General features: G+C 70.6%; 26 protein-coding genes. 15 read left to right on the top strand and 11 right to left on the bottom strand.

The genetic code is table 11. The features are described 5' to 3' along the window. Positions 1–36 precede the first annotated feature (36 nt). The 10 genes from ACIBI9_RS03745 to ACIBI9_RS03700 form a co-directional block, all read right to left on the bottom strand. On the bottom strand, positions 37–1,743 hold the full coding sequence (locus ACIBI9_RS03745) for a thiamine pyrophosphate-binding protein (RefSeq protein WP_397220361.1): 1,707 nt from the start codon (positions 1,741–1,743) through the stop codon (positions 37–39). Next, entirely contained in the window at positions 1,740–2,513 is a 774-nt protein-coding gene (locus ACIBI9_RS03740; protein WP_397220360.1) for a cyclase family protein, read from the bottom strand. The genes ACIBI9_RS03745 and ACIBI9_RS03740 overlap by 4 nt, the downstream gene beginning before the upstream one ends. A gap of 67 nt (positions 2,514–2,580) precedes the next feature. Continuing rightward, on the bottom strand, positions 2,581–3,393 hold the full coding sequence (locus ACIBI9_RS03735) for a carbohydrate ABC transporter permease (RefSeq protein WP_397220359.1): 813 nt from the start codon (positions 3,391–3,393) through the stop codon (positions 2,581–2,583). Beyond that, on the bottom strand, positions 3,390–4,301 hold the full coding sequence (locus ACIBI9_RS03730) for a carbohydrate ABC transporter permease (RefSeq protein WP_397220358.1): 912 nt from the start codon (positions 4,299–4,301) through the stop codon (positions 3,390–3,392). Before ACIBI9_RS03730 ends, ACIBI9_RS03735 begins: the two co-directional genes overlap by 4 nt. Next, positions 4,298–5,575: an ABC transporter substrate-binding protein gene (locus ACIBI9_RS03725; RefSeq protein WP_397220357.1), complete on the bottom strand. Its 1,278-nt coding sequence runs from the start codon at positions 5,573–5,575 to the stop codon at positions 4,298–4,300. The genes ACIBI9_RS03730 and ACIBI9_RS03725 overlap by 4 nt, the downstream gene beginning before the upstream one ends. Then, the gene (locus ACIBI9_RS03720; RefSeq protein WP_397220356.1) at positions 5,572–6,861 is read right to left on the bottom strand and encodes an alpha-glucosidase/alpha-galactosidase; all 1,290 of its coding nucleotides are present in this window, start codon (positions 6,859–6,861) and stop codon (positions 5,572–5,574) included. The genes ACIBI9_RS03725 and ACIBI9_RS03720 overlap by 4 nt, the downstream gene beginning before the upstream one ends. Beyond that, positions 6,858–7,772 (bottom strand): carbohydrate kinase family protein, encoded by a 915-nt coding sequence (locus ACIBI9_RS03715; RefSeq protein WP_397220355.1) that lies wholly within the window; start codon positions 7,770–7,772, stop codon positions 6,858–6,860. The genes ACIBI9_RS03720 and ACIBI9_RS03715 overlap by 4 nt, the downstream gene beginning before the upstream one ends. Further along, positions 7,762–8,634: an endo alpha-1,4 polygalactosaminidase gene (locus tag ACIBI9_RS03710; protein WP_397220354.1), complete on the bottom strand. Its 873-nt coding sequence runs from the start codon at positions 8,632–8,634 to the stop codon at positions 7,762–7,764. The genes ACIBI9_RS03715 and ACIBI9_RS03710 overlap by 11 nt, the downstream gene beginning before the upstream one ends. A gap of 212 nt (positions 8,635–8,846) precedes the next feature. Beyond that, positions 8,847–9,428, bottom strand: a complete 582-nt coding sequence (locus ACIBI9_RS03705) for a hypothetical protein (RefSeq protein WP_397220353.1) — start codon at positions 9,426–9,428, stop codon at positions 8,847–8,849. Between the two features lie 93 nt (positions 9,429–9,521). Further along, positions 9,522–9,950, bottom strand: coding sequence for a CBS domain-containing protein (locus tag ACIBI9_RS03700; protein WP_397220352.1), 429 nt, complete (start codon positions 9,948–9,950; stop codon positions 9,522–9,524). 251 nt (positions 9,951–10,201) lie between these two features. Between ACIBI9_RS03700 and ACIBI9_RS03695 the strand changes: the two genes are divergently transcribed. The 11 genes from ACIBI9_RS03695 to ACIBI9_RS03645 are packed head-to-tail and all read left to right on the top strand — an operon-like array spanning position 10,202 to position 19,842. Then, positions 10,202–10,993 (top strand): MlaE family ABC transporter permease, encoded by a 792-nt coding sequence (locus ACIBI9_RS03695; protein ID WP_387558184.1) that lies wholly within the window; start codon positions 10,202–10,204, stop codon positions 10,991–10,993. Continuing rightward, on the top strand, positions 10,993–11,850 hold the full coding sequence (locus ACIBI9_RS03690; RefSeq protein WP_397220351.1) for an ABC transporter permease: 858 nt from the start codon (positions 10,993–10,995) through the stop codon (positions 11,848–11,850). The genes ACIBI9_RS03695 and ACIBI9_RS03690 overlap by 1 nt, the downstream gene beginning before the upstream one ends. A gap of 4 nt (positions 11,851–11,854) precedes the next feature. After that, the gene (locus ACIBI9_RS03685; protein ID WP_397220350.1) at positions 11,855–12,874 is read left to right on the top strand and encodes an MlaD family protein; all 1,020 of its coding nucleotides are present in this window, start codon (positions 11,855–11,857) and stop codon (positions 12,872–12,874) included. Position 12,875: 1 nt separating this feature from the next. Then, a complete protein-coding gene (locus ACIBI9_RS03680) occupies positions 12,876–13,910 on the top strand; it encodes an MCE family protein (RefSeq protein WP_397220349.1) in 1,035 nt (344 codons plus the stop codon). Then, a complete protein-coding gene (locus ACIBI9_RS03675) occupies positions 13,910–14,935 on the top strand; it encodes an MlaD family protein (RefSeq protein ID WP_397220348.1) in 1,026 nt (341 codons plus the stop codon). The genes ACIBI9_RS03680 and ACIBI9_RS03675 overlap by 1 nt, the downstream gene beginning before the upstream one ends. After that, the gene (locus ACIBI9_RS03670; protein ID WP_397220347.1) at positions 14,932–15,963 is read left to right on the top strand and encodes an MCE family protein; all 1,032 of its coding nucleotides are present in this window, start codon (positions 14,932–14,934) and stop codon (positions 15,961–15,963) included. The genes ACIBI9_RS03675 and ACIBI9_RS03670 overlap by 4 nt, the downstream gene beginning before the upstream one ends. Beyond that, a complete protein-coding gene (locus ACIBI9_RS03665; protein WP_397220346.1) occupies positions 15,960–16,964 on the top strand; it encodes an MCE family protein in 1,005 nt (334 codons plus the stop codon). The genes ACIBI9_RS03670 and ACIBI9_RS03665 overlap by 4 nt, the downstream gene beginning before the upstream one ends. Beyond that, complete coding sequence (locus ACIBI9_RS03660; protein ID WP_397220345.1) at positions 16,961–18,325, top strand: MCE family protein; 1,365 nt, start codon at positions 16,961–16,963, stop codon at positions 18,323–18,325. The genes ACIBI9_RS03665 and ACIBI9_RS03660 overlap by 4 nt, the downstream gene beginning before the upstream one ends. Beyond that, positions 18,322–19,044, top strand: coding sequence for a hypothetical protein (locus ACIBI9_RS03655; RefSeq protein ID WP_397220344.1), 723 nt, complete (start codon positions 18,322–18,324; stop codon positions 19,042–19,044). The genes ACIBI9_RS03660 and ACIBI9_RS03655 overlap by 4 nt, the downstream gene beginning before the upstream one ends. Before the next feature lie 17 nt (positions 19,045–19,061). Next, on the top strand, positions 19,062–19,652 hold the full coding sequence (locus tag ACIBI9_RS03650) for a 4'-phosphopantetheinyl transferase family protein (RefSeq protein WP_397220343.1): 591 nt from the start codon (positions 19,062–19,064) through the stop codon (positions 19,650–19,652). Positions 19,653–19,662: 10 nt separating this feature from the next. Continuing rightward, on the top strand, positions 19,663–19,842 hold the full coding sequence (locus ACIBI9_RS03645; protein WP_350726448.1) for a hypothetical protein: 180 nt from the start codon (positions 19,663–19,665) through the stop codon (positions 19,840–19,842). Between the two features lie 16 nt (positions 19,843–19,858). On the opposite strand, the gene ACIBI9_RS03640 is transcribed toward ACIBI9_RS03645, so the two are convergent. Next, positions 19,859–20,788, bottom strand: coding sequence for a cation diffusion facilitator family transporter (locus ACIBI9_RS03640; protein WP_397220342.1), 930 nt, complete (start codon positions 20,786–20,788; stop codon positions 19,859–19,861). Between the two features lie 34 nt (positions 20,789–20,822). Here ACIBI9_RS03640 and ACIBI9_RS03635 point away from each other — a divergent pair, with 34 nt between their 5' ends. The 4 genes from ACIBI9_RS03635 (at position 20,823) to tnpB (ending at position 25,380) form a co-directional block, all read left to right on the top strand. Next, positions 20,823–21,281, top strand: a complete 459-nt coding sequence (locus ACIBI9_RS03635; protein WP_397220341.1) for a MarR family winged helix-turn-helix transcriptional regulator — start codon at positions 20,823–20,825, stop codon at positions 21,279–21,281. A 73-nt stretch (positions 21,282–21,354) separates the two neighbouring features. After that, positions 21,355–21,999 (top strand): LppX_LprAFG lipoprotein, encoded by a 645-nt coding sequence (locus ACIBI9_RS03630; RefSeq protein ID WP_397220340.1) that lies wholly within the window; start codon positions 21,355–21,357, stop codon positions 21,997–21,999. Continuing rightward, positions 21,996–23,795, top strand: a complete 1,800-nt coding sequence (locus tag ACIBI9_RS03625) for an MFS transporter (RefSeq protein WP_397220339.1) — start codon at positions 21,996–21,998, stop codon at positions 23,793–23,795. Before ACIBI9_RS03630 ends, ACIBI9_RS03625 begins: the two co-directional genes overlap by 4 nt. Before the next feature lie 184 nt (positions 23,796–23,979). Then, positions 23,980–25,380: an IS607 family element RNA-guided endonuclease TnpB gene (gene tnpB, locus ACIBI9_RS03620; protein ID WP_397220338.1), complete on the top strand. Its 1,401-nt coding sequence runs from the start codon at positions 23,980–23,982 to the stop codon at positions 25,378–25,380.

The raw sequence follows: 25,380 nt of genomic DNA, 5'->3' as shown, positions 1-25,380 counted from the left end.
CTCAGAGAACGCCCGCGCCTACCGCGAGCTGTGAGCTCAGTGGCCCTTGAAGGCCTCCTCCAGCCACCAGGAGCCGTGCTCCGCCGTGACCTTGGCGTGCACCAGGAGCGGCCGGTCGCGGGGCCCGTCCACCCATTCGGCCACGCCCGCCAGGTCGCCGGGCCCGCCGACGGTGACGGCGGCGAAGCCGTGGCCCCGGGCGATGGCGGCGAGGTCGGCCGGTGGGAACGTGACCGTCCCGAGCGGGTGTCCGTGCGGCCCGAAGTGATGGACCTCGGCCCCGTACGCCTCGTCGTCGTACACCACGATCACCATGGGCAGGCCGAGCCGGACGACGGTCTCCAGCTCCGCGGTGCCCATGAGGGCGCCGCCGTCGCCGAGCGCGGCCACCGGCAGCCGGTCCGGCCGGGCCACCGCGGCGCCGATCGCCGTCGCCAACCCCAGCCCGATCGACTGGAACGCCTGCGTGAAGCAGAACCCACCCTCATCCGGGACGTCCATGAACATCGACGGATATCCCATGAAATTTCCGGAATCGATGGCGACGATCCGCTCCCGCGGCAGGAGGTCGTCCAGCCCGATGCTGAGCGTCCGGGGATCGATCCTGCCGCCGCCGCTCTCGTCCTCGTACGGCACGTCCCGCCAGCGCCCCTCGGCCCGCACGCGCGCGGCGATCTCCGGCGACCGATAACCCTGGCGGGGCGCGACCTGAGCGGCCAGCGCCTCCGCGACCCGCGCCACGTCACCCACCACGCCCAGGTCGGCGGGCACATGGGTCTTGAACGCCGCCGGGTCGAGATCGACCTTCACGACCTTCGCCCCCGGCGAGACGAGCGTGCCGTGGCGGGTGGTCCACATGTTCAGCGCGCATCCCCACGCGACGACCAGGTCGGCGCCGCGGATCAGCTCGGCGGCCAGCGGCGTCGCGAAGCCGCCGCTCACGTCGAGGTCCCACGGGCTGCCGCGGAACAGCCCCTTCGCGACCGCCGAGGTGGCCAGCAGGGCGCCCGCGAGATCGGCCAGCTCCTCCAGCTCCCGCCGCGCGTGCCGGGCGCCGCGCCCCGCGATGAACACCGGCCGCTCGGCCGCGCCGAGCAGCCGCGCCAGCTCCGCCGCTTCACCCGCCACTTCACCCGCCGGAGAACCCGCAGAAGAGCCCCCCGAAGCACCCGCCGAAGAACCCCCCGAAGCACCCGGCGAAGAGCCCGCCGCGGGAACCGCCGAAGCGACCGCGGGCGGCGTCACGTCGACAGGGCCCTCGAAGGGGGCGGCCTGGACGTCGAGCGGCAGGTTCAGCAGGACCGTGCGCCGCTCCTCCACCGCCACCCGGTACGCCTCGGCAGCCCGCGACACCGCCTCCTGCGGCGAGGTGACGCGCATCGCCACCGCTCCCACCGCCGTCGCGAGCGCGGCCTGGTCGATGTGGAAGTTGGACTGGACCTCCGTGGCCTCCCCCGCCAGCACGATGAGCGGCGTACGGCTCTTGGCCGCCTCGGTGAGACCGGTCAGGGCGTTGGTGAGCCCCGGCCCCTGGTGCACCGACACGACGCCGACCCGGCCGCTCATCCGCGCGTACGCGTCGGCCATGGTGGCGGCCCCGCCCTCGTGGCGGGCGGCGACGAAGCGCACGCCGCCCGCCACCAGGGCGTTGGTCACGTGGAAGTTGCCGCTGCCGACCACCCCGAAGGCGGTCCCGACGCCGCAGGCGGCCAGGGCCCGCCCCACGGCCTCCGCGACGATCAACGTTCCACCAGGGCCAGCACACGCACGGGGCTGCCGGAGCCGCCCACGATGGGCAGCGGCGGCGCGACCACGACGGCGCCGGTCACGGGCAGCAGGTCGAGGTTGCGCAGCTGGGTCAGGCCGTACTTGCCCGCCCCCAGCAGGAAGGAGTGGCACGGGAAGGCCGGGTCGAAGGAGTGGGCGGCGCCCGCGTCGGTGCCGACGGTCTCGACGCCGATCCCGGCGATCGGGGTCTCGGACGCCAGCCATTTGGCGCACTCCACCGAGATGCCGGGCGTGTGGGGGCCGGAGGAGTCGGCGTTCAGGAAGGCCGCCTGGTCACCGGAGCGGGTGTCCCAGCCGGTGCGGTAGAGCAGCCAGCCGCCGTCGGGCAGCGGGCCGTTGGCGCGTTCCCACTCCTTGACGTGGTCGATCTGGAGGAGGAAGTCGGCGTCCTTGGACGCCTCGGCGGCGAAGTCGAGCACGACGGCGGGCGCGATGAGGCTGCGCACGGGCACCTGGGAGACGTCCTGGCCGTCGCGGGCGGTGACCCAGTGGACGGGGGCGTCGAAGTGGGTGCCGGTGTGCTCGCCCGTGTGGATGTCGTTCCAGTACCAGGCGGGGCCGCGGTCGTCGTAGCGGCTGATCTCCTCCAGGCGGAACGGGATCGTGTTGCCGAACGGCTCGGGCAGCTGGAGGATCGGCGTCTCGGACGAGAGGGGCGCCGTGAGGTCGATCACCTCGATCGCCCCGCTGCGCACGCTGTCAACGAAGCTCTGCAACACCGACATGTCATCCTCCTGGTGGGCGGTGGGCTGTGCGCATCCTCCTACGCACACCCCACCACTGCAAACAACCTCAGCCCTTGAGTCCGCTGAAGCTCATCGTGGCCACGAAGTGCCGCTGCGCCAGGATGAACGCGGCCACGAGCGGCAGCACCGCGATCACGTTGCCGGCCATGAGCGCCGACCACTCGGTGTGCCGGGCGCCGGCAAAGGTGGCCAGCCCGAGCTGCAGCGTGTAGCCCGACTCCGACGAGATCGCGATGAGCGGCCAGATCAGGTCGTTCCAGGCGCCGAGCAGCGTGAACACCACCAGCGTGGCCAGCGCGGGCCGGGCCAGCGGCAGCACCACCCGGAAGAACACGCCCAGGCGGGAGCAGCCGTCGATGACGGCGGCCTCCTCCAGCTCCTTGGGCAGCGACAGGAAGAACTGCCGCATGAGGAACACCCCGAACGCCGACGCCAGCCACGGCACGATGGCCGCCCCCAGCGTGTCGATCAGGCCCATGTTCTTGAACAGCAGGAACGTCGGGATCATCAGCACCTGGGTCGGCACCATGATGGTGGCCATGACCGCCGCGAAGGCGACCCCGCGGCCGCGGAACTCGATCCGGGCGAAGCCGTACCCGGCCAGGGAGCAGAGCACCACGTGCCCGAGCACCGCCGCCCCGGCCACGATCATCGTGTTGGCCAGCCAGAGCGGGTACTCGTCCTCGGTGAAGATCCGCCTGAACCCGTCGAGCGTGAAGTGCTCGGGCCAGAGCTTGGGCGGGTAGGTGTTGATGTCGGCGTCCGGCATGAACGCGGTCAGCGCCATCCACACCAGCGGCGCCACGAACAGCAGCGCGAGCGGCATCAGGAAGAGATGGGCGAGGCTGCGGCGCGTCACTTCGCACCCCTCCACAGGACCGCGCCCGACACGGCGAGCGTCACGATGAACAGGACATAGGCGATGGCCGTGCCGTAGCCGGAGTGGAAGAGCTGGAACGCCTGCCGGTAGAGGTAGAACACGATGGTCGTCGTGGAGTCGAGCGGCTGGCCCTTGGTGGTGGTGTAGACGAGGTCGAACAGCTGCAGCGCGGTGATCGTCTGCCAGATCAGCAGGAAGACCGTGGCCGGGCGCAGCTGCGGCAGCACGACGTGGCGCAGGACGTGCCGCCCGGCGCCGCCGTCCACCCGGGCCGCCTCGATCAGCTCGCGCGGGATGTCCTGGAGAGCGGCCAAGTAGACCACGGCGGGCATGCCCACGCCGCCCCAGAGCGAGATCGCGACCAGCGTGAGCATCGCCTGGTCGGGGTCCTGCAGGAACCCCATCGCGGGCAGGCCGAGCGCCTTCAGCCCGGCGTTGACGATGCCGAAGTCGGGGTCGAAGACGAAGTTCGACAGGATGCCCGTGGCGGCGGCGGAGACGACGTACGGGACGAAGAAGCATGTGCGGTAGAACCCGATGAGGCGGATCTTGAGGTTGAGCGCCAGCGCCAGCGCCAGCCCGAGCACCACCGAGCCGGGCACGAACAGCACGGTGTAGAGCAGCGTGTGCCCGGCCGCCGCGGCCAGCTCGGCATCGCCGAACATGTCGCGGTAGTTCGCCAGCCCGACGTAGTCGCCGCCGGTGAGCAGGTCGCCGTCCCGCAGCGAGAGCAGCAGCGCCCACACCGCGGGGAACAGGCTGAGCCCGACGATCACGAGCGTCGCGGGGAACACGAAGCCCCACCCGGTCAGCTGGGGGACCAACCGGCTCCGCCGCGCGGGCGGCGCGCTCACCCGCGCCGCCCCGCTCATCGTCGGGGCTGTCATCGCGAGCGCCCCAGCACCGCGTCGGCCTCGGTCGCGGCCTTGGTGAGGGTCTGCTGCGCGGGCGTGCCGCCGACCAGCGACTGGGCGATCGCGTTGCCGACCTTCTCGGAGAACTCCGGGTACGCCGGCAGGTGCGGCCTGGCCTGCTTGGCGTTCTCGAGGTTCGCGGTGAAGACGTCGATGCCGGGGAAGTCCTTGACGAACTTCTGGTACGCCGGCAGCGCGGTCGTGGCCTTGCGCAGCGGCAGGTTGCCCAGGCCGAGCGACCACCGGGCGTCCTGCTCCGGCCTGGTGAGCCAGGTGAGGAACTCGGCGGCGGCCTTGGCCCGGCGCGAGCCGTTGTCGAACACGACCCAGTTGTCCGGCCCGGCGACCGTCTCGTGGTTGCCGTTGTAGCCGGGCAGCACCTGCACGCCGTAGGAGATCTTGTGGTCGATGATGTCCAGCAGCGCGTACGGCGCCGCCGCGATCATCCCGATCTTGCCGCTCTGGAACAGCGGCACGAACTTCTCCCCATTTTGATCGAGATATACGGACTTATCCTGCTGGGCCATGGCACTCCACAGGTCGAGCGCCTGCGCCGCCTGCGGCGTGTTGAACGCCGACTTCTTGCCGTCCGGCGTCAGGATCGAGCCGCCCTGCTGCCAGATCATCGGCCAGAACCGCCACACGGTGTCCTCGAGACCGGTCACGGGGTACGCGGTGCCGTACACGCCGCCGCCGGTCAGCTTCTTCGCCGTGGCCCGGAAGTCGTCCCAGGTCCAGTCCTTGGACGGGTACGGCAGCCCCGCCGCGTCGAACAGCTTCTTGTTGTAGATGACGGCCAGGTTGTCGACCAGGGCGGGGATGCCGACGACCTTGCCGTTCACCTCCGACACGGCCCGCTCCGACGGCCAGAAGTCGTCCCACCCGAACCCGGGGGCCTTCACGGTGGCGGCCAGGTCGTACACCTTGGGGTTGCGAGCCAGATGCGGCATCCAGGTGCCGTACATGTACGCGATGTCGGGCGCCTTGCCGCCGGCCAGCACCGCCTGGACCTTCTGCAGCATGTCGTCCACGTTCGTGGACCCGACGGCGGGCGTGATCTTCACGTCCGGGTGGGCCTTGGAGTACTCAGCCGCCAGTTCCTCGATGACCTTGGCCTGCATCTCCGTCTGGCCGTGCCACCAGGTGATCTCGACCGGGCCCGAGGCGTCCTCGGAGGAGGAGCCGCAGGCCGTCAGCAGCCCGGCGACCAGGACGAGCGCCGCCGTGCCCGTCGCCATGCCCTTCATGACCGGCTCCTCAGGGACTCCGGCATCAGCTCGCCGTGGGCCTCGATCAGCGCGCCGCACAGCTCGTCGATCTGCTCGACGGTGAGGGTGGCGGCCGTGTTCGGGTCGGCCATCATGGCGTGCCGGACGTGCTCGGGCCGCCCCTCGGTGACGGCGCGCACGGTCAGCTCGTTGACGTTGACGTAGGAGCGGTTGAGCGCCGCGCACTGCGCGGGCAGGTCGCCGACGGCCGTCGGGCGGACGCCGAGCGCGTCGGCCACGCACGGCACCTCCACCACGCAGCCGTCCGGCAGGTTCGCGACCAGGCCCCTGTTCTGGACGTTCCCGTAGACGACCCGGCTCGTGCCGGTGGTGACGCTGTGGATGATCTGCGGGGCGTATTCCATGGTCCCCTCCACGGTGATCGGCCGGCCCGCTCTCAGTGCGTCGCGGGTGGCCTCGTACTGGCGCACGTTCTCCTCGCTGATGCCGATGTACGCGCCCACGGGGATCCGCAGGCGCTCGATCTCGTTCTCGTCGCGCAGGTACCAGGGCACGTACTCGGCCGAGTGCTCGCTCGTCTCGGTCGGGTAGTAGCCGAGCCTGCGGTACATGTCCACGCGCACCCGGCGCAGCAGGCCGGGGTCGCGCTCGATGGCCTCGTCCAGGCGCGGGTAGAGGTCCTGGCCGCCGGACTCGAAGCGCAGCATCCACGACTGGTGGTTGACGCCCGCCGCGAGGTACGACACCTCCTCCAGCGGCACCCCGACCAGCTCGGCCAGGTCGTTGGCGGTCCAGTAGATGGAGTGGCAGAGCCCGACCACGTTGCGCACGGGGGTGGCGGCGGCCAGGTACCAGACGTTCATGGCCATCGGGTTGGTGTAGTTGAGCAGCCACGCGTCCGGGCACACCTCGGCCATGGCCCGGCCGATCCGGTCGAGCGCCGGGAAGGTGCGCAGGGCGCGGAAGATGCCGCCCACGCCGATGGTGTCGGCGATCGTCTGGCGCAGCCCGTACCGGGCGGGCACCTCGAAGTCGACGCGGGTGGCGTCGATCATGCCGACCTGGATCATGTTGACCGCGAAGTCGGCGCCTTCGAGGGCCCGGCGCAGGTCGAGGTGGGCGGAGATCTTGACGGGCCGACCGGCCGCGATGACACGGGCGGCGGCCTCGGCGGTGTCCAGCCGCTCGGGGTGGATGTCGTGCAGCGCCACCTCGAACTCCCCCAGATCGGGGAAGGCGACCAGGTCCGCCAGCAGCCCTTGGGTGAACTCGACGCTCCCGGCGCCGAGAAAGACGATCTTCATAGCTCCTTCCAGGTGGGCTGGGCGGCGGTGCCGCCGGCGGCCTGGGTAGAAAGGGATCCGCAGGTCACGGCCACGCGCAGGCATTCGCGCAGGCTCATCCCGCGCAGCCGGGCGGCCAGGAAGCCGGCGTTGAAGCTGTCGCCGGCGCCGACGGTGTCCACCGGCTCGACGGGTACGGCGGGCGCCCGGGTCAGCTCGCCCGACTGCCACGCCAGCGCGCCGTCGCCGCCGTCCTTGACGACTATGGCGGGTCCGAGCCCGCCGATCCGGGCCGCCGCGGCCTCGAGGCATTCGGGGCCGGTGCCGAAGAGCCTGGCCGCGACGGCCCGCGCCTCCGCGGCGTTCGGGAGGAACACGTCCACCTCGGCCAGCACCTCCCCGAGCCCCTGCCACTCCCCGGCGGGGTCGTCGTTGGTGTCCAGCGAGGTGGTCGCACCCGCGCGCCGCTCCTCCGCCAGGAAGCCCGGCAGGCCGGGCGCGAGCCCCGGTTGCAGGAAATATGACGACACGTGGACGTGGCGGGCCACGCCGCGCGGCAGGTCCTCCACGGTCAGGTACGGCAGGCAGCCGGGCGAGGTGAGGATGGCCCGGTCCGCTCCGTCGGCCAGCACCACGGTCATGGCCGTGGGCCGGGAGTCGATCACGCAGCGGGAGACGTCCACGCCCCGGTCGGCCAGGGCGTCCAGCACGAAGCGCCCGGCGGCGTCGTCGCCCACCCGCCCGGCGAACGCGGTCCGCAGGCCCAGCCGGGCCGCCCCGCACGCGGTGATCGCGCCGGACCCGCCGAGCACCAGGTCGCCGCCGGAGACGAGCTGTTCACGCTGGCCGTACGCCAACCCGCGCGGCGCCCCGGAGAGCACCACGTCGGGGTTGGCGTCACCGACGACCAGCAGGTCGAGGTCACGCGCCACGGCAGGGCACGCGGTAGGCGTCGAGCTCGTACTTCTTCTTCAGCGAGTTGAAGTTCTGAGCGTTGGACTTGGCGCAGAAGGCCGAGGTGGCCAGGTTGTACTCGACGTTGAACACGGCCTTGCCCGCCTTGACGAACTGGTCGTAGCCGTAGTCGTCGTTCTGCGCGGTGGTGCACTCGGTGTGCTCCCAGCACTCCTCGTTCACCGCGAAGTCGAAGTACGGCAGCAGCGCCGGGATCTGCTCCACGTCGTTCTTGAGCGCGACCGACAGGCCCCGCTTGTGCGCCTCGTTGGCGAACCAGGTGTTGTAGGCGAGCTGGTCGGCGGCCTTGAGCGGGAAGCCGCTGTCGTTCGCGTAGCCGTCGACGTTGTCGGGCTCCACGGCGTCGAACCCGGCGGCCTTGCACATGTCGAGCCGGGCCTTCATGATCTGGCCGAGCTTGCCGGTGTACTTGCGGACGTCGAGCCAGCGCTCACCCGGCCAGTCCTCCAGCGGCTTGCCGAGCACCTCGGACGGGAACTGGCTCGCGTCCGGGCGCCAGTCCTCGTACGTGCCCGCGCTGATGTAGCAGACGACGCCGCGGCCCGGCTTGTCGGCCTTGAGCGACTTGACGATCGCGCCGTCCTTGGCGGCGAAGCCGTCGATGTCGAACATCTGCACGTTCGGGTACGGCTTGGTCGGCAGGGAGGAGAGCTGCCACTGCCAGGACGTGTTCAGCGCGGGCTTCCAGCAGCCGTTGCAGGCGACAGGGGCGGGTAACGCCTTGGCTTCGGCGGCGGGGGCGGTGGTGGTGGCGGCCAGGGCGGCCGCGGAGATCAAAGCGGAGATCAAAGCAGGGATCAGGGCAGGGAGACGACGCACAGGCACTCCTCGCGAACGGATCTGGTTCGGATTAGTGGCGCTGCGCGCTGTTCCGCACTCTCCGAGCCGCGTCCTGGCCAGGGACACCGGAGTGGCGTGGCCCATAACCGTAGGACTTCACGCCAGCACGCTCCAGGCGTGCCTCCCTTCTTACTTGCCGCACAGAATTGCGCATTCTTGCTCTTTTGTCCAGAGTTTGACGCACAAAAGCGTCATGCTCTGATCCACTCCGCGCATCCGGCGGTCCTGAACGCCTTGTCCGTGGCGAGGATGGTGACGCTGGCCGGGCCCGCCGGCATGCCGCTCGCGATCTCGTCCCCGGTGGCGCTCCGCAGCCTGGCCCAGTAGCACATGGGGATGCCCGCGGTCGGTCCCGCCGTGCGGTAGGTGCCCGGCTGGATGTCCGTGCCCACGACGAGCGTCCGCATGGACACGGAGTTGAAGGCGGGACTGCTCCCGGTCCCCGCGCTCGGCTGACCGGTCTGACCGGGCGCCGTCTGACCGGGCGCCGTCTGACCAGGTGCCGTCTGCCCGGGCGCCGTCTGGCCGGGCCCGGGCTGGGTGGCGCCCGGCTGGCTGGCCGGCGGCTGCGTTCCCTGGGGCTGCGTGGGCTGTGTGGGTTGTGTGGGCTGGACCGGTGATGACGGGCCGGTGCCGGTGGGCTCGGACTCCGGGGGCTGCGTGTCCTCGACCGTGACCGTGACCCTGGGCGCGGGCTCCTCGGACGGCTCGGCCGCGCCGTACCCCACGAAGACCCCCAGCAGGAACCCGAGCAGAGCGGCGAGCCCGGACACGAGCACGATGATCGTCGGACTGCTCGTCGCGCGCGGATACTCAGGCGGATATTCAGGAGGCCCGTACATCACGGACCAAGGGTGCCATCCCTGTCAACGGTGGAGATAGTCGACCAGCGACGCCTTCTCCGTCTCCAGCTCCTCGATCGCGCTCTTGACCACGTCGCCGATGCTCACGATGCCCACGAGCCGGCCGTTCTCGACCACCGGCATGTGCCGGAACCGCTGCGTGGTCATGATCTGCCGCAGCGAGTCGACGTTCTCGCCGGGTCCCACCGTGCGCACCTCGCTGGTCATGATCGCGGATACCGGGCCATCGAGGATCGCCGGGCCGCGGTCGTGCAGGCGGCGCACGACGTCGCGCTCGGACACGATGCCCTCGATCGCGAGGCCGTCGGTGGAGACCACCACGGCACCGATGTTGCGTTCGGCGAGCGTGGCCAGCAGCTCGCGCACCGTCGCCCCGGGCGACACTGTCGCCACATCGCTTCCCTTGGCGCGGAGAATCGTCCCGATGAGCATGTGCACCACCTCTTGAACCTCAGTCTTCCAGGCCTTGCGTACAGGCAAACAACCCCGTGGGGACCGCGTCAAGGGGAGCCGGGTTGTAACGGGGCGGTCACTTTTCGTGCCTGGCTGACAACATGTGACCTGCGTCTCATACCTTTCGCGCAAATTCCCACGAAAGCATCGACTACTAGACAACCCGTCAGTAGGGTTGCCACTCATCCGTAGGCGGCGGAGGTGGTCATGGCGGTAACCCGAGGTCGCCGATGACCCTGTCCGGGTACATCGGACGCCGGGCCGGGTCGACGCTCGGCCAGATCGGTGAGCTGTTCGTCATCGTCCTGGAGGGGTTGCGCAGGACCTGGGACATCAGGCGCTGGTGGTGGGAGTTCGTCGAACAGTGCTGGTTCCTGGCCCGGGTCACCAGCGTCCCGGTCCTGCTGGTCGCCCTGCCGCTGGGCGCCACCGTGGCGCTCCAGGTGGGCGAGCTGGCCAGGCAGCTCGGCGCCAGCTCCGCGACCGGCAGCGCCGTCTTCGTCGGGCTCATCCGCGAGGTGGCGCCGCTGGCCAGCGCGCTGCTGATCGCCGGAGCCGGCGGCAGCGCGATGACCTCCGACATCGGCGCGCGCCACATCCGCGACGAGCTGAGCGCGATGGAGGTCATGTCGGTCAACCCGATCCACCGCCTGGTCACGCCGCGCATGTGGGCGGCCAGCACGATCGCGGTCTGCCTGTGCCCGCTGGTCATCCTGGCCGGCGCGAGCGGCGGCTACTTCTTCAACGTGATCGTGCAGGGCGTCACCCCGGGCGCGTACTTCGACGGCGCGTTCTCCCTGGTCGTCGCCTCCGACCTGTACGTGACGCTGTTCAAGGCGTGGATCTTCGGGTTCATCGCGGCGGCGGTCGCCTGCTACAAGGGCATGACGTGCGCCTCCAGCCCCGTCGGCGTGGGGCGGGCGGTCAACCAGGCGACCGTGGTGACGTTCATGCTGGTGTTCGCGTTCAACTACGTGATCTCGGCCGTCTACTTCCTGGCCTACCCGCCGAGGTCGCTGTGATGATGGTGACGCGCACGGCCGGTCTGCGGCTCGCCCTGCGGGGACGGGACGTCGCCGAGCGGTTCGCGACGCTGGCCGACTGGCCGCTGTTCGTGTGGAAGGTGCTGTTCTACTCCGTACGCGACGTCGTCCTGCGGCTGAAGTTCTTCAAGGTCGTCATCCGGCAGGTCAGCGACGTCGTGGTGGGCGTCGGGGCGACCGTCATCGGCGGCGGCATGATCTTCGTGGTGTTCACGATGGCGTTCGTCGTGGGCGCGACCGTGGGCCTGCAGGGCTATCAGGGATTACAGGCGATCGGCGCGGAGTCGTTCATGGGGCTGGTGGGCAGCTTCGCGAACGTCCGCGAGATCACCCCGATCATCGCCGCGACGGCGCTGGCGGCGCAGGTGGGCTCGTCGTTCACGGCGGAGCTGGGCGCGATGCGGATCTCGGAGGAGATCGACGCCCTGGAGGTCATGGGCATCAACGCCTTCACGTACCTGATCTGCACCAGGGTCGTGGCGGCGCTGCTGGCGCTGGTGCCGATCTACCTGATCGCGCTGTTCGCCAGCTTCTTCGCCACCCGGCTGATGTGCACGGTGCTGTTCGGCCTGGCGCCGGGGGTCTACGACTACTACTTCTACCTGTACCTGCCGGTCCGGGACATCGCGTTCAGCGTCACCAAGGTCGGCGTGTTCGCCTTCGCGGTCATCGTGATCCACTGCTACCACGGCTTCCACGCCACCGGCGGTCCGGTGGGCGTGGGCGTGGCGGCGGGCCGCGCCATCCGCCAGTCGATCGTCACGATCGTGCTGCTCAATCTGCTGCTGTCGTACCTGTTCTGGGGCGCCGGCGGCAACATACCGCTGACGGGGTGAGCCGGTGGGCCGATTCCAACTCTCCCTCGCCGCCCGGGTGGGCATCGCGTTCGCCGTGCTCGTCGTGCTCGCCGCCGCCACCCTGTACGTCGTCCGCACCGCCACCGAGCTGAGCGGGACCAGGATCGACGCCGTGTTCGCCAGGGCCGGGCAGGGCATGGACGCCGGCTCCCCCGTCAAGATCCGCGGCATCACGGTCGGCAGGGTGACGGGCATATCGCTGGATGCCAAGGGCCGGGCCGTGGTGACCATGCACCTCGACCCCGGCGTCAAGGTCCCGAGCTCCACGGTCGCCTCCGTCGAGCCGGCCTCGGTGTTCGGCCCCAAGTTCCTCGACCTCAAGCCCGGCTCCGGCGAGACCACCGGCCCCTATCTGGCCGGTGGCGCCGTCATCACCGACACCGAGGGCCCGCTCGACCTGTCCGACACGCTCGGCGCCGCCTACCGCGGCCTGGACGCCGTCGACCCGCGCGAGGTCACCGTCATCGTGCACACCCTGGCCCAGGGCCTGGACGGCGAGGGCGAGAACCTGCGCGAGCTGATCGGCGACGCCGGCACGCTCGTCGGCGTCGCGCACCGGCAGCGCGGCCGGGCCCGGCAGTTCCTGCACGACGCCGCCCTGCTGGGCACGGCCCTGCAGGACAAGGGCGACGACCTCGTCTCGATCTCCTCCGACGTCAACGTCATCACCCCCGACCTGCTCGCGCGGGCCGACAAGGTGCGCGCCCTGCTGGACGAGGTCACCTCCGTCTCCGGCCTGGCGGCGCACGGGCTGGCCAAGCACCGTCAGGACCTGCGGGCCGGCGTGCACTCCGGCGAGCGGGTCGCCGCGCTCATCTACGCCCAGCTCGGCCTGGCCGGCGACGGCGTACGCGGCCTGAACAGGCTGGTCGACCTGCTCAACGAGCTGATCGAGGCGCCCGGGCCGGGCAACACCCGCCAGCTCCAGGTCGAGGCGTTCGTGGCGACCGACCTCTGCGAGCTGATCGTCGGCGCCTGCGGCCCGACCGACGGGAGGCGCTGACATGCGGCGGGCCTGGACGTTCGCGCGGTTCGCGGTCTTCGTCGGCGTGTGCGTGACGCTGATCGTGGTGATCGGCGTGCAGATCGCCCGCGTGAGCACGGGCGCCGGCTACCCGCTGGTCGCCGTGTTCGACGACGTGTCGGGGCTGAACGAGGGCGACCAGGTGAAGATCGCCGGAGCGCCCGTGGGCCAGGTGGACACGATCAAGGTGGTGGACGGGCGGGCCGAGGTGACCATGGAGGTGCAGCAGGGGATCACCGTGCCCGCTGACACCGAGGCCGCGATCCGCTGGCGCAACGCCGTCGGCCAGCGCGTGGTCTACCTGCTGCCCGGCACCGCGCCCGGCAGGCTGACGCCCGGGGCGCGCATCACCCGTACCTCCTCCGTCGTGGACATCGGCCAGCTGGTCAGCGACCTCGGCCCGCTCACCCGCAGCCTGGACCCCGACCAGATCAACCAGCTCCTCACCGCCGCCGCCAAGTCGCTCAAGGGCAACGAGCAGAACATCCCGAGGCTGCTCGACAACGTCAACGCCATCACCACCACGGTCACCGAGCGCAAGAAGACCATCGAGCAGCTGCTGAAGGACTACGCCACCGTCACCGGCGTGGTCGCCCGGCGCGACAAGCAGATCGAGCAGCTCGTCGACAACCTCGTCACGCTGTCGGAGGCGTTCGCCGACAACCGCGAGCTGATCGACGAGTCGCTGGTGGAGCTGTCGACGACCGTCCACACCTCCAACGAGGTGCTCGGCAAGAACGCCGACGAGCTCGGCCGGCTGGTCGACAACCTGGCGGGGCTGACCGGCGGCATCAGGCGGCACGTGAACCAGATCGACAGGACGGTCAGCACGTTCCAGCCGCTGTTCGCCCGGGCGTACCAGACCGTGAACCGCGGCCACTACTTCATCACCGCGGTCCCGTGCGTGGCGCTGAGCGCCGCGCCCTGCCCTTACGGGATGCAGGCGCCGCCGCCGCTGCGCAACACCCGGGTCCAGAGCACGAAGGACCTGCAGAAGCTCCTGGTGGGCGAGTGATGGCGCTCAAGTCCTTCCGCGACCGCAACCGGATCGTCGTCGGCCTCGTGTCGTTGGCCACGCTCGGCGCGATCCTCGTCGGCACCTTCCTGGTCGGCAACCTGGGGCTGCTGGAGGGCGGCTACTACATGTCCGGCGTGTTCGTGGACTCCGGCGGGCTGCGCACCGGCAACGACGTCAGGGTCGCCGGGGTGCGCGTCGGCAAGGTCACCGAGGTCCGCGCCGACTACGCGCAGGGGAACGTCGTGGTCACCTGGAAGGTGGACGACGGCGTGCGGCTCGGCCGCGGCACCCGGGCCGACATCGCCCTGTCGAACCTGCTCGGCGGCCGGTACGTCAAGCTCACCGGCCCCGTCGCGGCCCCGTACATGGACCAGCTCCCCGAGGGGCAGCGGCGCATCCCCATGACGCGGACCGGCGTTCCCACCCTGATCAACGACGCCATCAAGGACGCGACCCGGCTGGTCGAGCGCCTGGACACCGACGCCGTGGACGACCTGCTCACCGAGCTGGACAAGGTCGACCTCGGCAAGCGCGGCCGCATCACCCGGCTGCTGCAGAACATCGGCGACCTGTCGGACACGATCAGCAAGAGCGAGCCGCAGCTCCAGCGGCTCATCGACAACGGCACCCGGATCATGAACGTCCTGGAGAAGAAGGACAGGCAGCTCGGACGGCTCATCGACGCCATCGGCGTCATGCTGGCCGAGCTGCGCAGGCGGCGCGACGAGCTGCGCACGCTGCTGGGCGACGGCAGCGACCTGGTGCGCAGCACGACCAAGCTGATCAACGAGCACGAGAAGACCCTCGTTCAGGTGCTGGACGACAACGCGGCCATCACGACGCGGCTCAGCGACAGCAACAAGCAGTTCAATTCGCTCCTGGCATGGGCGGGCCCGACGTTCTCCGGCCTGTCCACGATGGGCGGTCAGGGCCCGTGGCTCGAGGCCATAGCCACGGGCCTCGGCCCCATCAACCCGGAGGTGCTCGCCGCCATCCGCAAGGACAGGGAGAGCGCCAAATGAGACGACTCGTGGCGGTCCTGCTGGCCGTGGCCGGGGTGTTCCTGACGTCGGGGTGCACCGTGCTGGGGCCGGAGCCGTACCGGCTGGTGGCGATCTTCCGCAAGGCGCCCTCCCTGTACGAGCAGGCGCGGGTCAAGGTGATGGGGCTGGACGCCGGATATGTCGAGAAGATCCGGATTGATGGGGACAAGGTGAGGGTCGACCTGCTGGTGGATCGGCAGGTGCCGCTCCCGGCCGGGGTGAAGGCCGTGGTCGCGCCGCAGAACACGCTCGGCGAGCGGAACGTCGTCCTCTACCCCCCGTGGAAGCCCGGCGACCAGAAGGTCGCGCCGGGGACGGTCATCCCCCTGGAGCGCACCGACCTGCCGGTGGAGATCGACGACGCGCTCGACGCGTTCACCAAGCTCACCGACGCGCTCGACGACAAGAAGCTGGGCTCCGTGGCGAGCGACCTGGCCGACGGGGTCAGGGGGCGCGGCAAGACCGTCAACAACGCCATCGCCGACACCTCCCGGCTCACCGGCACCCTGGCCAAGCAGGACCAGCAGCTCGTCGACCTGGCCAAGGGGCTGAACCGGCTGGCCACCAGCCTCAACCGGCGCGAGAGCCAGGTGACGGGCGCGATCGACGCGTTCGCCGAGGCGAGCTCGATCCTGGCGGAGGAACGGCGGCGGCTGCGCGACTTCATCACCGGCATCTCGGACTTCGTCCGGCGCGGCGACGTGATCATCGAGCAGTACTCCGAGCGGCTCCCCCAGGCCGCCGGGACGCTGGCCGAGCTGGTGCTGACCATGCGGGCCAACAGCGAGTCGGTGGCGCAGGCGGTCAAGGGCGCGGCCGACTTCGCCGACGTGGTGATCGACTCGTGGGACAGGAAGCAGCACGTGCTGAAGATCCGCGTCGTGCTCAACGCGATGACCAGGGCGTGGCTGACGCCGCTGTTCGAATCGCTGAACCTGGGGCGGGTGCCGTGCCTGCCCGCCGGGCTGAGCAACTGCCCCTACGAGCAGCAGGGGAGGCGGCGATGAGGGCACGCCTGCTCGCCGCGATCCTCGCGCTGGCTCTGACGGCGTCGTGCTCGCTCCAGACGCTCGGCGCGACCACCGGCGACCTGACCCTGCACGCGGTCTTCGACGACGTGCAGAGCCTGGTGGCCGGGCACAGCGTGCAGATCTCCGACGTACGGGTGGGCACGGTCACCGACATCCGGCTGGAGGGCTACCGGGCCAAGGTGACGATGTCGATCGTGTCGAAGTACCGGGTGCCCGAGGGCAGCACGGCCACCGTGGCCAAGACGTCGGTGCTGGGCGAGAACTACGTCCTGCTCACGCCGCCCGCGGGCAAGGACCTGGCCACGGGGCCGTACCTGAGCACCGGCGCCACCATCGCCGACACGTCGGTCGAGCCGGACATCGAGCAGGTCACCGCGAAGGCCGGGCCGCTCATCGAGGCGCTCGGCGCGCAGGACGTGAACGCCATCCTCGACGCGGCCTCCACCGCCTTCGCCGGGAAGGGCGACGACGTCAACAAGCTGATCAAGCAGACGGCCGAGGTCACCGACGCCTACGCCGCGGCCCGCCGGGACCTGGGCACCAGCATCGACGCCCTGGCCAGGCTGGGCGACGACCTCGCCAAGGGCAGCGGCGAGCTGGACCGGCTGCCGGGCACGCTGGCCGCGGCCACCGCGCGGATCGCGCACGGGCGCAAGCACGTCAAGAAGACGATCATCGCGCTGACCAGGCTGGCCGAGGAGGCCAACCTCACCGTCTACCCGCGCCACGCCGCCCGGCTGCGGACGCTGCTGCTGGAGCTGGAGGCCGTCTCCTCGGCGATGCAGCGGGGCAAGGAGGACCTGAAGACGCTGGTGGCGCGGCTGCAGAAGTTCATCGACGCGCCGCCGATCACGGTCAACGGGCAGGTGCTGATCTACCTGTGGCTGAAGGGCGTCCTGCTGCCCAAGAGCTCGTCGCAGGGGCCGCTGCCGAACCGGATCGAGGACTTCCGCCTGCTCCTGGAGCCGCCGCGATGAGAAACCGGATCTATCTGAACCTGGGCTTCTTCGCCGTCCTGGGCGTGGTCATGACCGTCTGGGCGTTCAGCACGATCATCCGGCTCGACGCCATCGAGCGGCCCTACCGGGTGTCGGCCGAGTTCGTCTCGTCGCCGGGGCTCATCCAGGGGTTCGACGTGGCGTACCTGGGGGTGCGGGTCGGCAAGATCGGCGACGTGCGGCTGGCGCCGGGCAAGATCGTGGTCGGTCTCGACATCGACAGGGGGATCCGGCTGCCGAAGGGCGCCACGGCCGAGGTGCGGCGCAAGTCGGCCATCGGGGAGCCGTACGTGGAGCTCTCGCCGCCCGCCACCGGCGTGACGGGTCCCCCGCTCGCGGCCGGGGACACGATCCCGCTGGCCAAGACGTCGGTGCCGCTCGACTACAAGAAGCTGTTCGAGGGCGTCGGCAAGCTGCTCAACGCGGTGCCGCCCCGGGACGCGAAGACGATCACCCATGAGCTGGCCGTCGCGCTGGACGGGCGGGCCCCGGCGATCAGGAACATCATCGACGACGCCCACTCCCTGACCGGCACGCTGGCCGACAACGCCGCCGTCCTCGACGACCTGTCGGTGCAGCTCACCAAGCTCACCCACACGCTGGCCGGCAAGCGGGGCGAGCTGGCCTCCGGGATCACGGACCTGAGCACGGTGACCAGCACGCTGCGCGCCTCCCGTGCCGACCTGAACGCCTTCCTCGACCGGGGGCCAGGGGTGTTCGCCCAGCTGGACGCGGCCATCAAGAAGTCCCGGCCGGGGTTCTCGTGCCTGCTGACGGCGCTGGGACAGCCGCATCAACCGGCGTTCTCGCCGCGGACCGAGCGGAACGTGCACCACCTGCTCAGCATCGTGCCGACCGCGCTCAGCCTCGCGGACGACATCAGCGACCGGCACGGCGACACCGTCTACGGGAGGGCGGCGTTCATCTTCAGCGTGCCGGGCGGGCCGACCCCGGCCGAGGAGTACGCCGGCGCGGTCGGGCCTCCGACGGTGCCGGCCCTGCGCTCCTGCCCCTCCCCCGCCGCCGGGGACTCCTCGGACTCCGACGACTCCCCCATGGATCGCCATACGGATCGCCACCAGGACGCCGCCGGACCGGCGGACACCGCCTCGCCCGCCGAGTCCGCGCGTCCGGTGGCGAGGAACACCGAGAAACCGAAGCAGCGGCCCGAGGCCACCCCGTCGCCCAGCGGCGCCGCGGCCGCCGGGCCCGCGTCCCGCACCCCGCCGAACGCCACCCCGCTGATTGCCGGGATATTCCTCGCCGTGGTGGCCGGTGGTGGCATCGTGGGCTGGATCGCGACGGGCCGGGCCGCCCGCCGCCGTGAGGAGTCGAAATGACCGCCAAGCAGGACCTCGCCGAGGACGCCCGCACCGAGGAGGCCCCCTCCGAGGAGGCCCGCGCAGAGGAGACCTCCTCAGAGGACGAGCAGCCTACGGTGGCGGATGCGGCGCCCGCTGAAGGGGCCCCCGCTGAAGAGGCGGCGGGCGGCAAGGGCGGCGGGCGCGTCACGCGGGCCCGGGTGCTCGGGACGCTGGCGGCGATGCTGGTGGCCGCGCTGGCCGCCACGGCCGTGCTGCAGTGGATCTCCGCCGCGCAGGCCGAGGACGCGCGGGCCAGGATCGAGTCCGAGCGCGCGCTGCGGCTGGAGGTGTCGGGGGCGGCCGGCGCGTTCAGCAAGGCGCTGCTCAGCTACGACTACCAGAACCTCCAGGGCACCCGCTCCACCCTCGCCGCCCAGGCCACCGGCGACTTCCTGGCCACCTACGACGCGGCGTTCGGCGGGGCGATGGCGCAGGTCATCGTCAAGCTCAAGGCCACCTCGCAGGCCACGGTGCGCGAGGTCTACCTGGCCGACGTGGACGAGGCCACCGCGCACGCCATCGTCGTGGTCGACCAGCAGGTGAACACCTCCGAAGCGATCCGCTCCGTCAAGGACTCGCACCTTAAGATCAGCCTTGTGAAGGAGAAGGGGACCTGGAAGATCCATGACGTGACCGTTCTCGGCGCGGCCTCGGAGGACCAGTACAACCTCACCGGCGACAAGAAGAAGGACTGACCATCGGTTTCTTAGCGATGGGCGGCCGCCCCGACGAGGTGCGCGCCCCGGAAGACTGGCTCACCGAGGTGGAGACCGAGCGGGCCGGGCGGTTCAGGTTCGAGGCGGATCGAGCCAGCTTCGTCGCGGCCCACCTGCTCGTACGGCTCTGCGCCGCCGCCGTGCTCGACGTCGGGCCGCAGGAGCTGACCCTGCGGCAGCGCTGCGACCTGCACGGCCCCGGGCACGGGAAGCCGTACATCGAGGAGGCGCCCGAGCTGGGCGTCAGCTTCAGCCACACGCGCGGCTACGTGTGCGCGGCGGCCGGTCCCGGCAAGGTCGGCGTGGACGCGGAGCACGTGCCGCCGGGGCCGCTGGACCCGCTGCTCGCGGACCGGGCGCTCACCCCGCGCGAGCGCGCGATGGTCACCGGCAACGACGAGCTGATCCGGCACTGGACGCGCAAGGAGGCGCTGATCAAGCGCGGGGAGCTGACGCTCGACAAGCTCCGCTCGGGCGGCGACGACCTCGACGGCCGCCACCTGCTCGAGTGGAGCGTGGGGCCGGACATCAGGGTGGCCGTCGTCGCGGACGCCCCGGTCAGGAGGGCACCCATCCCCCCTGGATAAACTTGCATGCATGTTCTACCGGAAATCCCTGGAGGAGCGGATCGCCGACCGCATGGCCCAGCGGCGCCCCCTCGAAGAGGGCAAGACGTTCGAGCACGGGCCGGCCAAGTTCGTGTTCATCTCCTTCATCGTCATCGTCGTGCTGATGCACGTGATCGGCGTCGCCATCGCCATGCACTACTTCAGCTGATCCACCCCTGCCCCCGTCAGTGGCGGCGGGTCGGGGTGGGGTCGAGGAAGACCTGACTGATCCCGGAGAAGCGCTCGCGCAACCGCCGGTCCACCTCGTCGCAGGCGATCTCCACGCCCGCCGCGCTCGCCATGTCCACGAAGTCGATCTTGGCGGCCACCAGGACGGAGCCGGGGCCGATCATCATCGTGAGCAGCTCGACCACCTCCTCCACCTCCGGCTGGGCCGTCAGCTCGGCCCGGATGCCCTCCTCGACGTGTGGGGGCGCGGCCTGGCCGATGAGCAGCGAGATGTTCGACCGGATCAGGATGAGCGCCACCACCAGCAGGAGCAGGCCGATCCCGACCGACGCCAGGCCGTCCCACAGCGCCGAGCCCGTCAGCTGCGACCCCGCCAGCCCGGCGCCCGCGATGACCAGGCCCACGAGAGCGGCCGCGTCCTCGAACAGCACGGCCTTCAACGGGGTGTCGGAGGTGATCCGCACCAGCCGGACCGGATCGAGGTCGTGCCTCGCGGCCTGCCTGCGCAGCTGGGAGAGGGCCTTGGCGAACGAGACGGACTCGACGGCGAACGCGATGGCCAGCACGATGTAGGACGGGGTGAGGTTGGTCAGCTCCTCGCCGTGCCCGATCACGTGCACGCCGTGCGTGATCGAGAACCCGGCCCCGCCCACCAGCGTCGCGACCGCCGCCATCATGGCCCAGAAGAACCCGCTCTTGCCGTGGCCGAACGGATGCCGCCGGTCCGGCGGCCGGCTCGCGCGGCGCACCGCCACCAGCAACAGCAGCTCGGTCACGGTGTCGGCGGCGGAGTGGGCCGCCTCCGACAGCATGGCCGCCGAGCCGCTGATGAGACCCGCGACGAGCTTGGCCACGGCGATGGTCAGATTGGCCGCTCCCGCGACCAGGACGGTGCCCAGGCTCTCCCCTGGATCCCGCTGCTCCATAGCGCTTCACTTTACGTGCGCTAGATTAGGGATCATGAGCGCGCCTCGCTGGCTTTCACCCGCCGAACAGCGTGCCTGGCGCACGCATCTGGCGCTGCACAAGCTCCTCATGCACCGGCTCGACCGGGAGCTGCAGGAGCATCAGCTCTCGTTGAACGACTACGAGATCCTGGTCAACCTCTCGGAGAGCGAGGGGCGGCGCATGCGGATGAGCGACCTGGCCGACGCGACGATCCAGTCGCGCAGCCGGCTGTCGCACCAGATCTCCCGCATGGAGGCCAAGGGCCTGGTGACCAGGGAGGACTGCCGCGACGACCGGCGGGGCACGTTCGCGGTGCTGACCGACGAGGGCTGGGAGGCGATCCAGCGGGTGGCGCCGCACCACGTGGCGAGCGTGCGCGAGCACTTCGTCGACCGGCTCACCGACGAACAGCTCGAAGCGATCGAGGCCGCCTACGGGCCCATCGTCGAGCGCCTGAAGAAACTGCGCTGAAGAAGTTGCGCTGACACCCAACCGATATCCGCGACGCCTCACGGCGTTCCCAGGCGATCGATACGATCCGCACATGCTCAGAAAGCTTCTGATCGTGGCCGTTCTGGCGCTGGTGTCGGCGTGCTCGTCGGGCGGGGGCGACGAACTGCCCACCGGTCCCGACCTGATGAAGAAGGCCTCCGAGGCCATGAAGAGCGTCAAGTCGGCCAGCTTCTCGATCGCGACCGAGGGCAAGACCACGGTGCCGGTCAAGAAGGCGGACGGCAGGCTCACGGCTGCCGGTGACGCCGACGGCACGATCACGATCGACCTCCTGGGCCTGCAGGAGATCAGCTTCGCCGTGGTCGGGGACACCGTCCACTTCAAGGGGCCGACGGGAGGCTTCCAGAAGATGACGCGGCAGCAGCTCGCGCAGTTCTACGACCCCTCGGTGATCCTCGAGCCGACCAAGGGCATCGCGCAGCTGCTCGCCTCGGCCGCCGATCCCCAGGTGGAGGCGCTGGAGGGCGACGCGTACCGGGTGGCCACCGCGTTCCCCGGGTCGGCGATCGGCCAGATCATCCCCGGCCTCACGCAGGGCGTGAACGGCAAGGTCTGGCTCGACAAGGCCACCAGCCGCCTGACCAAGGCCAGCCTGCCGCTGCAGGACGGCACGGTGACGGTGTCGTTCAGCGACTACGACGCGCCGGTCACGATCACGCCGCCCGCCGCCGGATGAGAGGCGCCCGCCGGGTAGTCCTCGGCGCCGGGGGCGCGGTGGTGCTGCTGGCCGCGCTCGACGCGTACGTGGTGGTCACGGTCCTCATCGACATCGCCGAGGACGTGGGCATCCCGCTGAACCACCTGGAGCGGGCCACGCCGATCGTGACGGGGTTCCTGCTCGGGTACGTCGCCGCGATGCCGCTGCTCGGCCAGCTCTCCGACCGCTACGGGCGGCGGCCGCTGATCCACGCCTGCCTGGCCGCGTTCGCGCTCGGCTCGGTGCTGACGGCGCTGGCCGCCGGCGAGGTGATGGTGGTGGCCGGGCGCACCGTGCAGGGGGTGGCCGGCGGGGCGCTGCTGCCGATCACGATGGCGCTCATCGGCGACCTGTGGGACGAGCGCGAGCGGCCGGTGGCGCTGGGGGCCGTCGGGGCGGCGCAGGAGCTCGGAAGCGCCCTCGGGCCCCTCTACGGCGGGGTGCTGGCGCTGATCCCGAGCGCCGTGGTGGCGGGGGTGGAGCTGGGCGGCTGGCACGCCATCTTCTGGATCAACGTCCCGCTCGCCGCCCTGGCCGCCGTCGCGGTCCACTTCACCGTCCCCTCCGGCAATCCCACCCGCCCCGGTCCACCGCACGACACCACGACCGCCCCCGAACCCGCACTCCCCTCAGCTGCCGCTCCAGGCACGGCACCCCAGGCCACTCCCGGCATGGCGCTCCCCTCAGCGGGCGCGTCCAGCACGGCAGCGCCCACGGCCGGCGCCCCTGGCACCGCATCCCCCACGACGCCCGCCGACGGCGCGGCAGGCCAGGTCGAGCCCGACGGAGCCGCAGACGAGGGGGCCAGCGGCGCCGGTGCCGACGCGACGGCGCATCACGCGGGCGGCGCCGGCGCGACCGCGCGGGCGGCCGCCGCAGGCGGCGGGAAACGGCGTGTGGACGTCGTCGGCGGGGCGTTGCTGGCGCTGGCGCTCGCGCTGCTGGTCGTGGGCCTGTACAACCCCGACCCTGCCAAGACCGTGCTCCCCCCATGGGGCCTGCCCGTGATCGCCGCCGGAGCGCTGGTGACCGGGATCTTCGTGTGGTGGGAGATCCGCTCCCCCGTACGCCTGCTCGACCTCTCCGCCACCCGCAAGGGCCCCCTGCTCGCCACCCTGGCCGTGAGCTTCCTGGCCGGGGCGGCGCTCCTGGTGACCATGGTGTTCGTCCAGTTCACCGCCCAGACCCTGCTCGGCGAGGACGCGCTGGGAGCGTCGCTGGTCCTGGCCAGGTTCCTGGCCGCGCTCACCGTGGGCGCCCTGCTGGGCGGCCTCCTGGCCCGCAGGCTGGGCGACAGCGTCGTCGCGGTGGCGGGCATGGTGCTGGCGGCGGCCGGCTACTGGCTGATGAGCCGCTGGCCGCTCGAGCTCAAGAGCGCGGGGCTCCTCGTGGACGTCGACCTGGTGGTCGCCGGCCTGGGTCTGGGGCTGGTCATCGCCCCGGTCTCGTCGGCGGTGCTGCGCGTGACCTCGGCGGCCCAGCACGGCGTGGCGTCGGCTGCGGTCGTGGTGGCCAGGATGATGGGCATGCTGATCGGCATCGCGGCGGTGTCGGCGTGGGGCTTCTACCGGTTCCAGTCGCTGACCGCGCACCTGGACACGCCGCTGCCGTTCGGCGTGGACGCGGCGACGTACCAGCGGCGGCTGGCCGAGTACACCGCGAAGGTGCAGGCGGCGCTGCACACGGAGTACACGGAGATGTTCCTGGTCACGGCGTTCATCTGCCTGCTGGGCGCGGCCGTCGCGCTGCTGATGCCCCGCGCCCGGCACTCTTGAGAAGGTTCCGGGAACCAGGCGAGTCTGTGGCCTGGGGCGATATGGGCGCGTCTACTGGCCCCGGCGCCTCCGCTGTGGACGCCTGGGGACCGCATGGAACAGTAATCGTCCATACGTTCGAGACTGCATGGTAAATTCCTGTAGTCTTCCGATCACAGACCGTATGGCAGTGGAGGGTAGCGAGGTGCAGGTCCTGCAGGCGTACCGCTTCGCGCTGGATCCAACGCCGCGTCAGGCGAGCGCGCTGGCCTCACACTGCGGGGCTGCGCGGGTAGCGTTCAACTGGGGGCTGGCACTTGTGAAGGCCAATCTGGCACAGCGAGCAGCCGAACGCTCTTACGGCCTCCGCGGCGATCAGCTCACCCCTCCAGTGCCGTGGTCGATGTACACGTTGCGCAAACGCTGGAACACCGTCAAACATGAGGTCGCGCCATGGTGGGCGGAATGCTCCAAAGAAGCATATGCATGTGGTCTGGAGCGGCTGGCAGCTGCACTGGCGAACTGGCGCACCTCCGCCAATGGCACACGTAACGGGCCGCCGGTGAGCTTCCCCCGCTTCAAATCCAAGCACAGGAGTGTCCAATCCGTGCGCTTCACCACCGGTGCAATCCGGCTGGAGGGCCGCGCCCATGTGGTCCTGCCGGTGCTGGGCCGGATCAAGACGCACGAGTCGACCCGCAAGCTTTCGCGCCGCATCGAGCAAGGCACCGCGACCATCCGCTCCGCCACCGTACGGAAAGAGGCGGGTCGGTGGTTCGTGGCCTTCTCAGTGCTGGTCCAGCGCATAGTGCGCAGCCCGAGGCAGCCAGAAGCGATAATCGGCGTCGACCTTGGCGTAAAGACACTGGCGGTCTTCTCCGATCATCGCCCCGCCGCCGAAAATCCCGGCCACCTGGCCACCGCCTTGCGCCGGTTGCGGCGGCTGTCACGGACGGTCGCACGCCGCCAAGGACCGGACCGGCGCAGCGGACAGTCACCATCCAAGCGTTGGGCCAGAGCCAACGCGCAGCGTAACCGGGTTCACCATCGGGTCGCCCATCTGCGCCACAACGCCCTCCACAAGCTCACATCCGACCTGGCACGCGCGTACGGCTCGATCGTGATCGAGGACCTCAACGTGGCCGGAATGCTGCGCAACCGGCGACTGGCCCGCGCTGTCGCCGATGCCGGATTCGGCGAGATACGCCGCCAGCTCACCTACAAGACCAAGTGGAACGGCGGCTCTCTGATCGTGGCCGACCGCTGGTATCCCTCATCGAAGACCTGCTCAGGCTGCGGGGCAGTGAAAGCCAAACTGCCGCTGCGCGTGCGCACCTACGTTTGTGCGTTCTGCGGGCTGAGGATCGATCGCGACCGTAACGCCGCGATAAACCTCGCCTCACTGGTGAAAAGAGTTGTCGCCGGGAGTGGCTCGGAGACACGAAACGGACGTGGAGCCGACCCTAAGCCCTCGCCTGGCGTGGCAGGTGGCTGTGAAGCGTCTACCCCGCAACGGGTCCTTGCGCCCGGATCAGACGGGGACCTTCGCCTCAGGCGAATCGCTGACAGGCTCGGCGAACGGAGAAGGGAGCTCCCGGTTGTTTGA

The organism is Nonomuraea sp. NPDC050451 (genome assembly GCF_044458585.1).
Note: the sequence above shows the minus strand (reverse complement) of the source record. Positions and strands in the feature narration are given on the sequence as shown.

What these genes read in the sequence shown, in the direction of transcription:
- ACIBI9_RS03740 (WP_397220360.1), bottom strand. Translation starts at nt 2,513, where the DNA reads ATGTCGGTGTTGCAGAGCTTCGTTGACAGCGTGCGCAGCGGGGCGATC.
- ACIBI9_RS03730 (WP_397220358.1), bottom strand. Translation starts at nt 4,301, where the DNA reads ATGACAGCCCCGACGATGAGCGGGGCGGCGCGGGTGAGCGCGCCGCCC.
- ACIBI9_RS03725 (WP_397220357.1), bottom strand. Translation starts at nt 5,575, where the DNA reads ATGAAGGGCATGGCGACGGGCACGGCGGCGCTCGTCCTGGTCGCCGGG.
- ACIBI9_RS03720 (WP_397220356.1), bottom strand. Translation starts at nt 6,861, where the DNA reads ATGAAGATCGTCTTTCTCGGCGCCGGGAGCGTCGAGTTCACCCAAGGG.
- ACIBI9_RS03700 (WP_397220352.1), bottom strand. Translation starts at nt 9,950, where the DNA reads ATGCTCATCGGGACGATTCTCCGCGCCAAGGGAAGCGATGTGGCGACA.
- ACIBI9_RS03695 (WP_387558184.1), top strand. Translation starts at nt 10,202, where the DNA reads ATGACCCTGTCCGGGTACATCGGACGCCGGGCCGGGTCGACGCTCGGC.
- ACIBI9_RS03690 (WP_397220351.1), top strand. Translation starts at nt 10,993, where the DNA reads ATGATGGTGACGCGCACGGCCGGTCTGCGGCTCGCCCTGCGGGGACGG.
- ACIBI9_RS03680 (WP_397220349.1), top strand. Translation starts at nt 12,876, where the DNA reads ATGCGGCGGGCCTGGACGTTCGCGCGGTTCGCGGTCTTCGTCGGCGTG.
- ACIBI9_RS03675 (WP_397220348.1), top strand. Translation starts at nt 13,910, where the DNA reads ATGGCGCTCAAGTCCTTCCGCGACCGCAACCGGATCGTCGTCGGCCTC.
- ACIBI9_RS03670 (WP_397220347.1), top strand. Translation starts at nt 14,932, where the DNA reads ATGAGACGACTCGTGGCGGTCCTGCTGGCCGTGGCCGGGGTGTTCCTG.
- ACIBI9_RS03665 (WP_397220346.1), top strand. Translation starts at nt 15,960, where the DNA reads ATGAGGGCACGCCTGCTCGCCGCGATCCTCGCGCTGGCTCTGACGGCG.
- ACIBI9_RS03660 (WP_397220345.1), top strand. Translation starts at nt 16,961, where the DNA reads ATGAGAAACCGGATCTATCTGAACCTGGGCTTCTTCGCCGTCCTGGGC.
- ACIBI9_RS03655 (WP_397220344.1), top strand. Translation starts at nt 18,322, where the DNA reads ATGACCGCCAAGCAGGACCTCGCCGAGGACGCCCGCACCGAGGAGGCC.
- ACIBI9_RS03650 (WP_397220343.1), top strand. Translation starts at nt 19,062, where the DNA reads ATGGGCGGCCGCCCCGACGAGGTGCGCGCCCCGGAAGACTGGCTCACC.
- ACIBI9_RS03645 (WP_350726448.1), top strand. Translation starts at nt 19,663, where the DNA reads ATGTTCTACCGGAAATCCCTGGAGGAGCGGATCGCCGACCGCATGGCC.
- ACIBI9_RS03640 (WP_397220342.1), bottom strand. Translation starts at nt 20,788, where the DNA reads ATGGAGCAGCGGGATCCAGGGGAGAGCCTGGGCACCGTCCTGGTCGCG.
- ACIBI9_RS03635 (WP_397220341.1), top strand. Translation starts at nt 20,823, where the DNA reads ATGAGCGCGCCTCGCTGGCTTTCACCCGCCGAACAGCGTGCCTGGCGC.
- ACIBI9_RS03630 (WP_397220340.1), top strand. Translation starts at nt 21,355, where the DNA reads ATGCTCAGAAAGCTTCTGATCGTGGCCGTTCTGGCGCTGGTGTCGGCG.
- ACIBI9_RS03625 (WP_397220339.1), top strand. Translation starts at nt 21,996, where the DNA reads ATGAGAGGCGCCCGCCGGGTAGTCCTCGGCGCCGGGGGCGCGGTGGTG.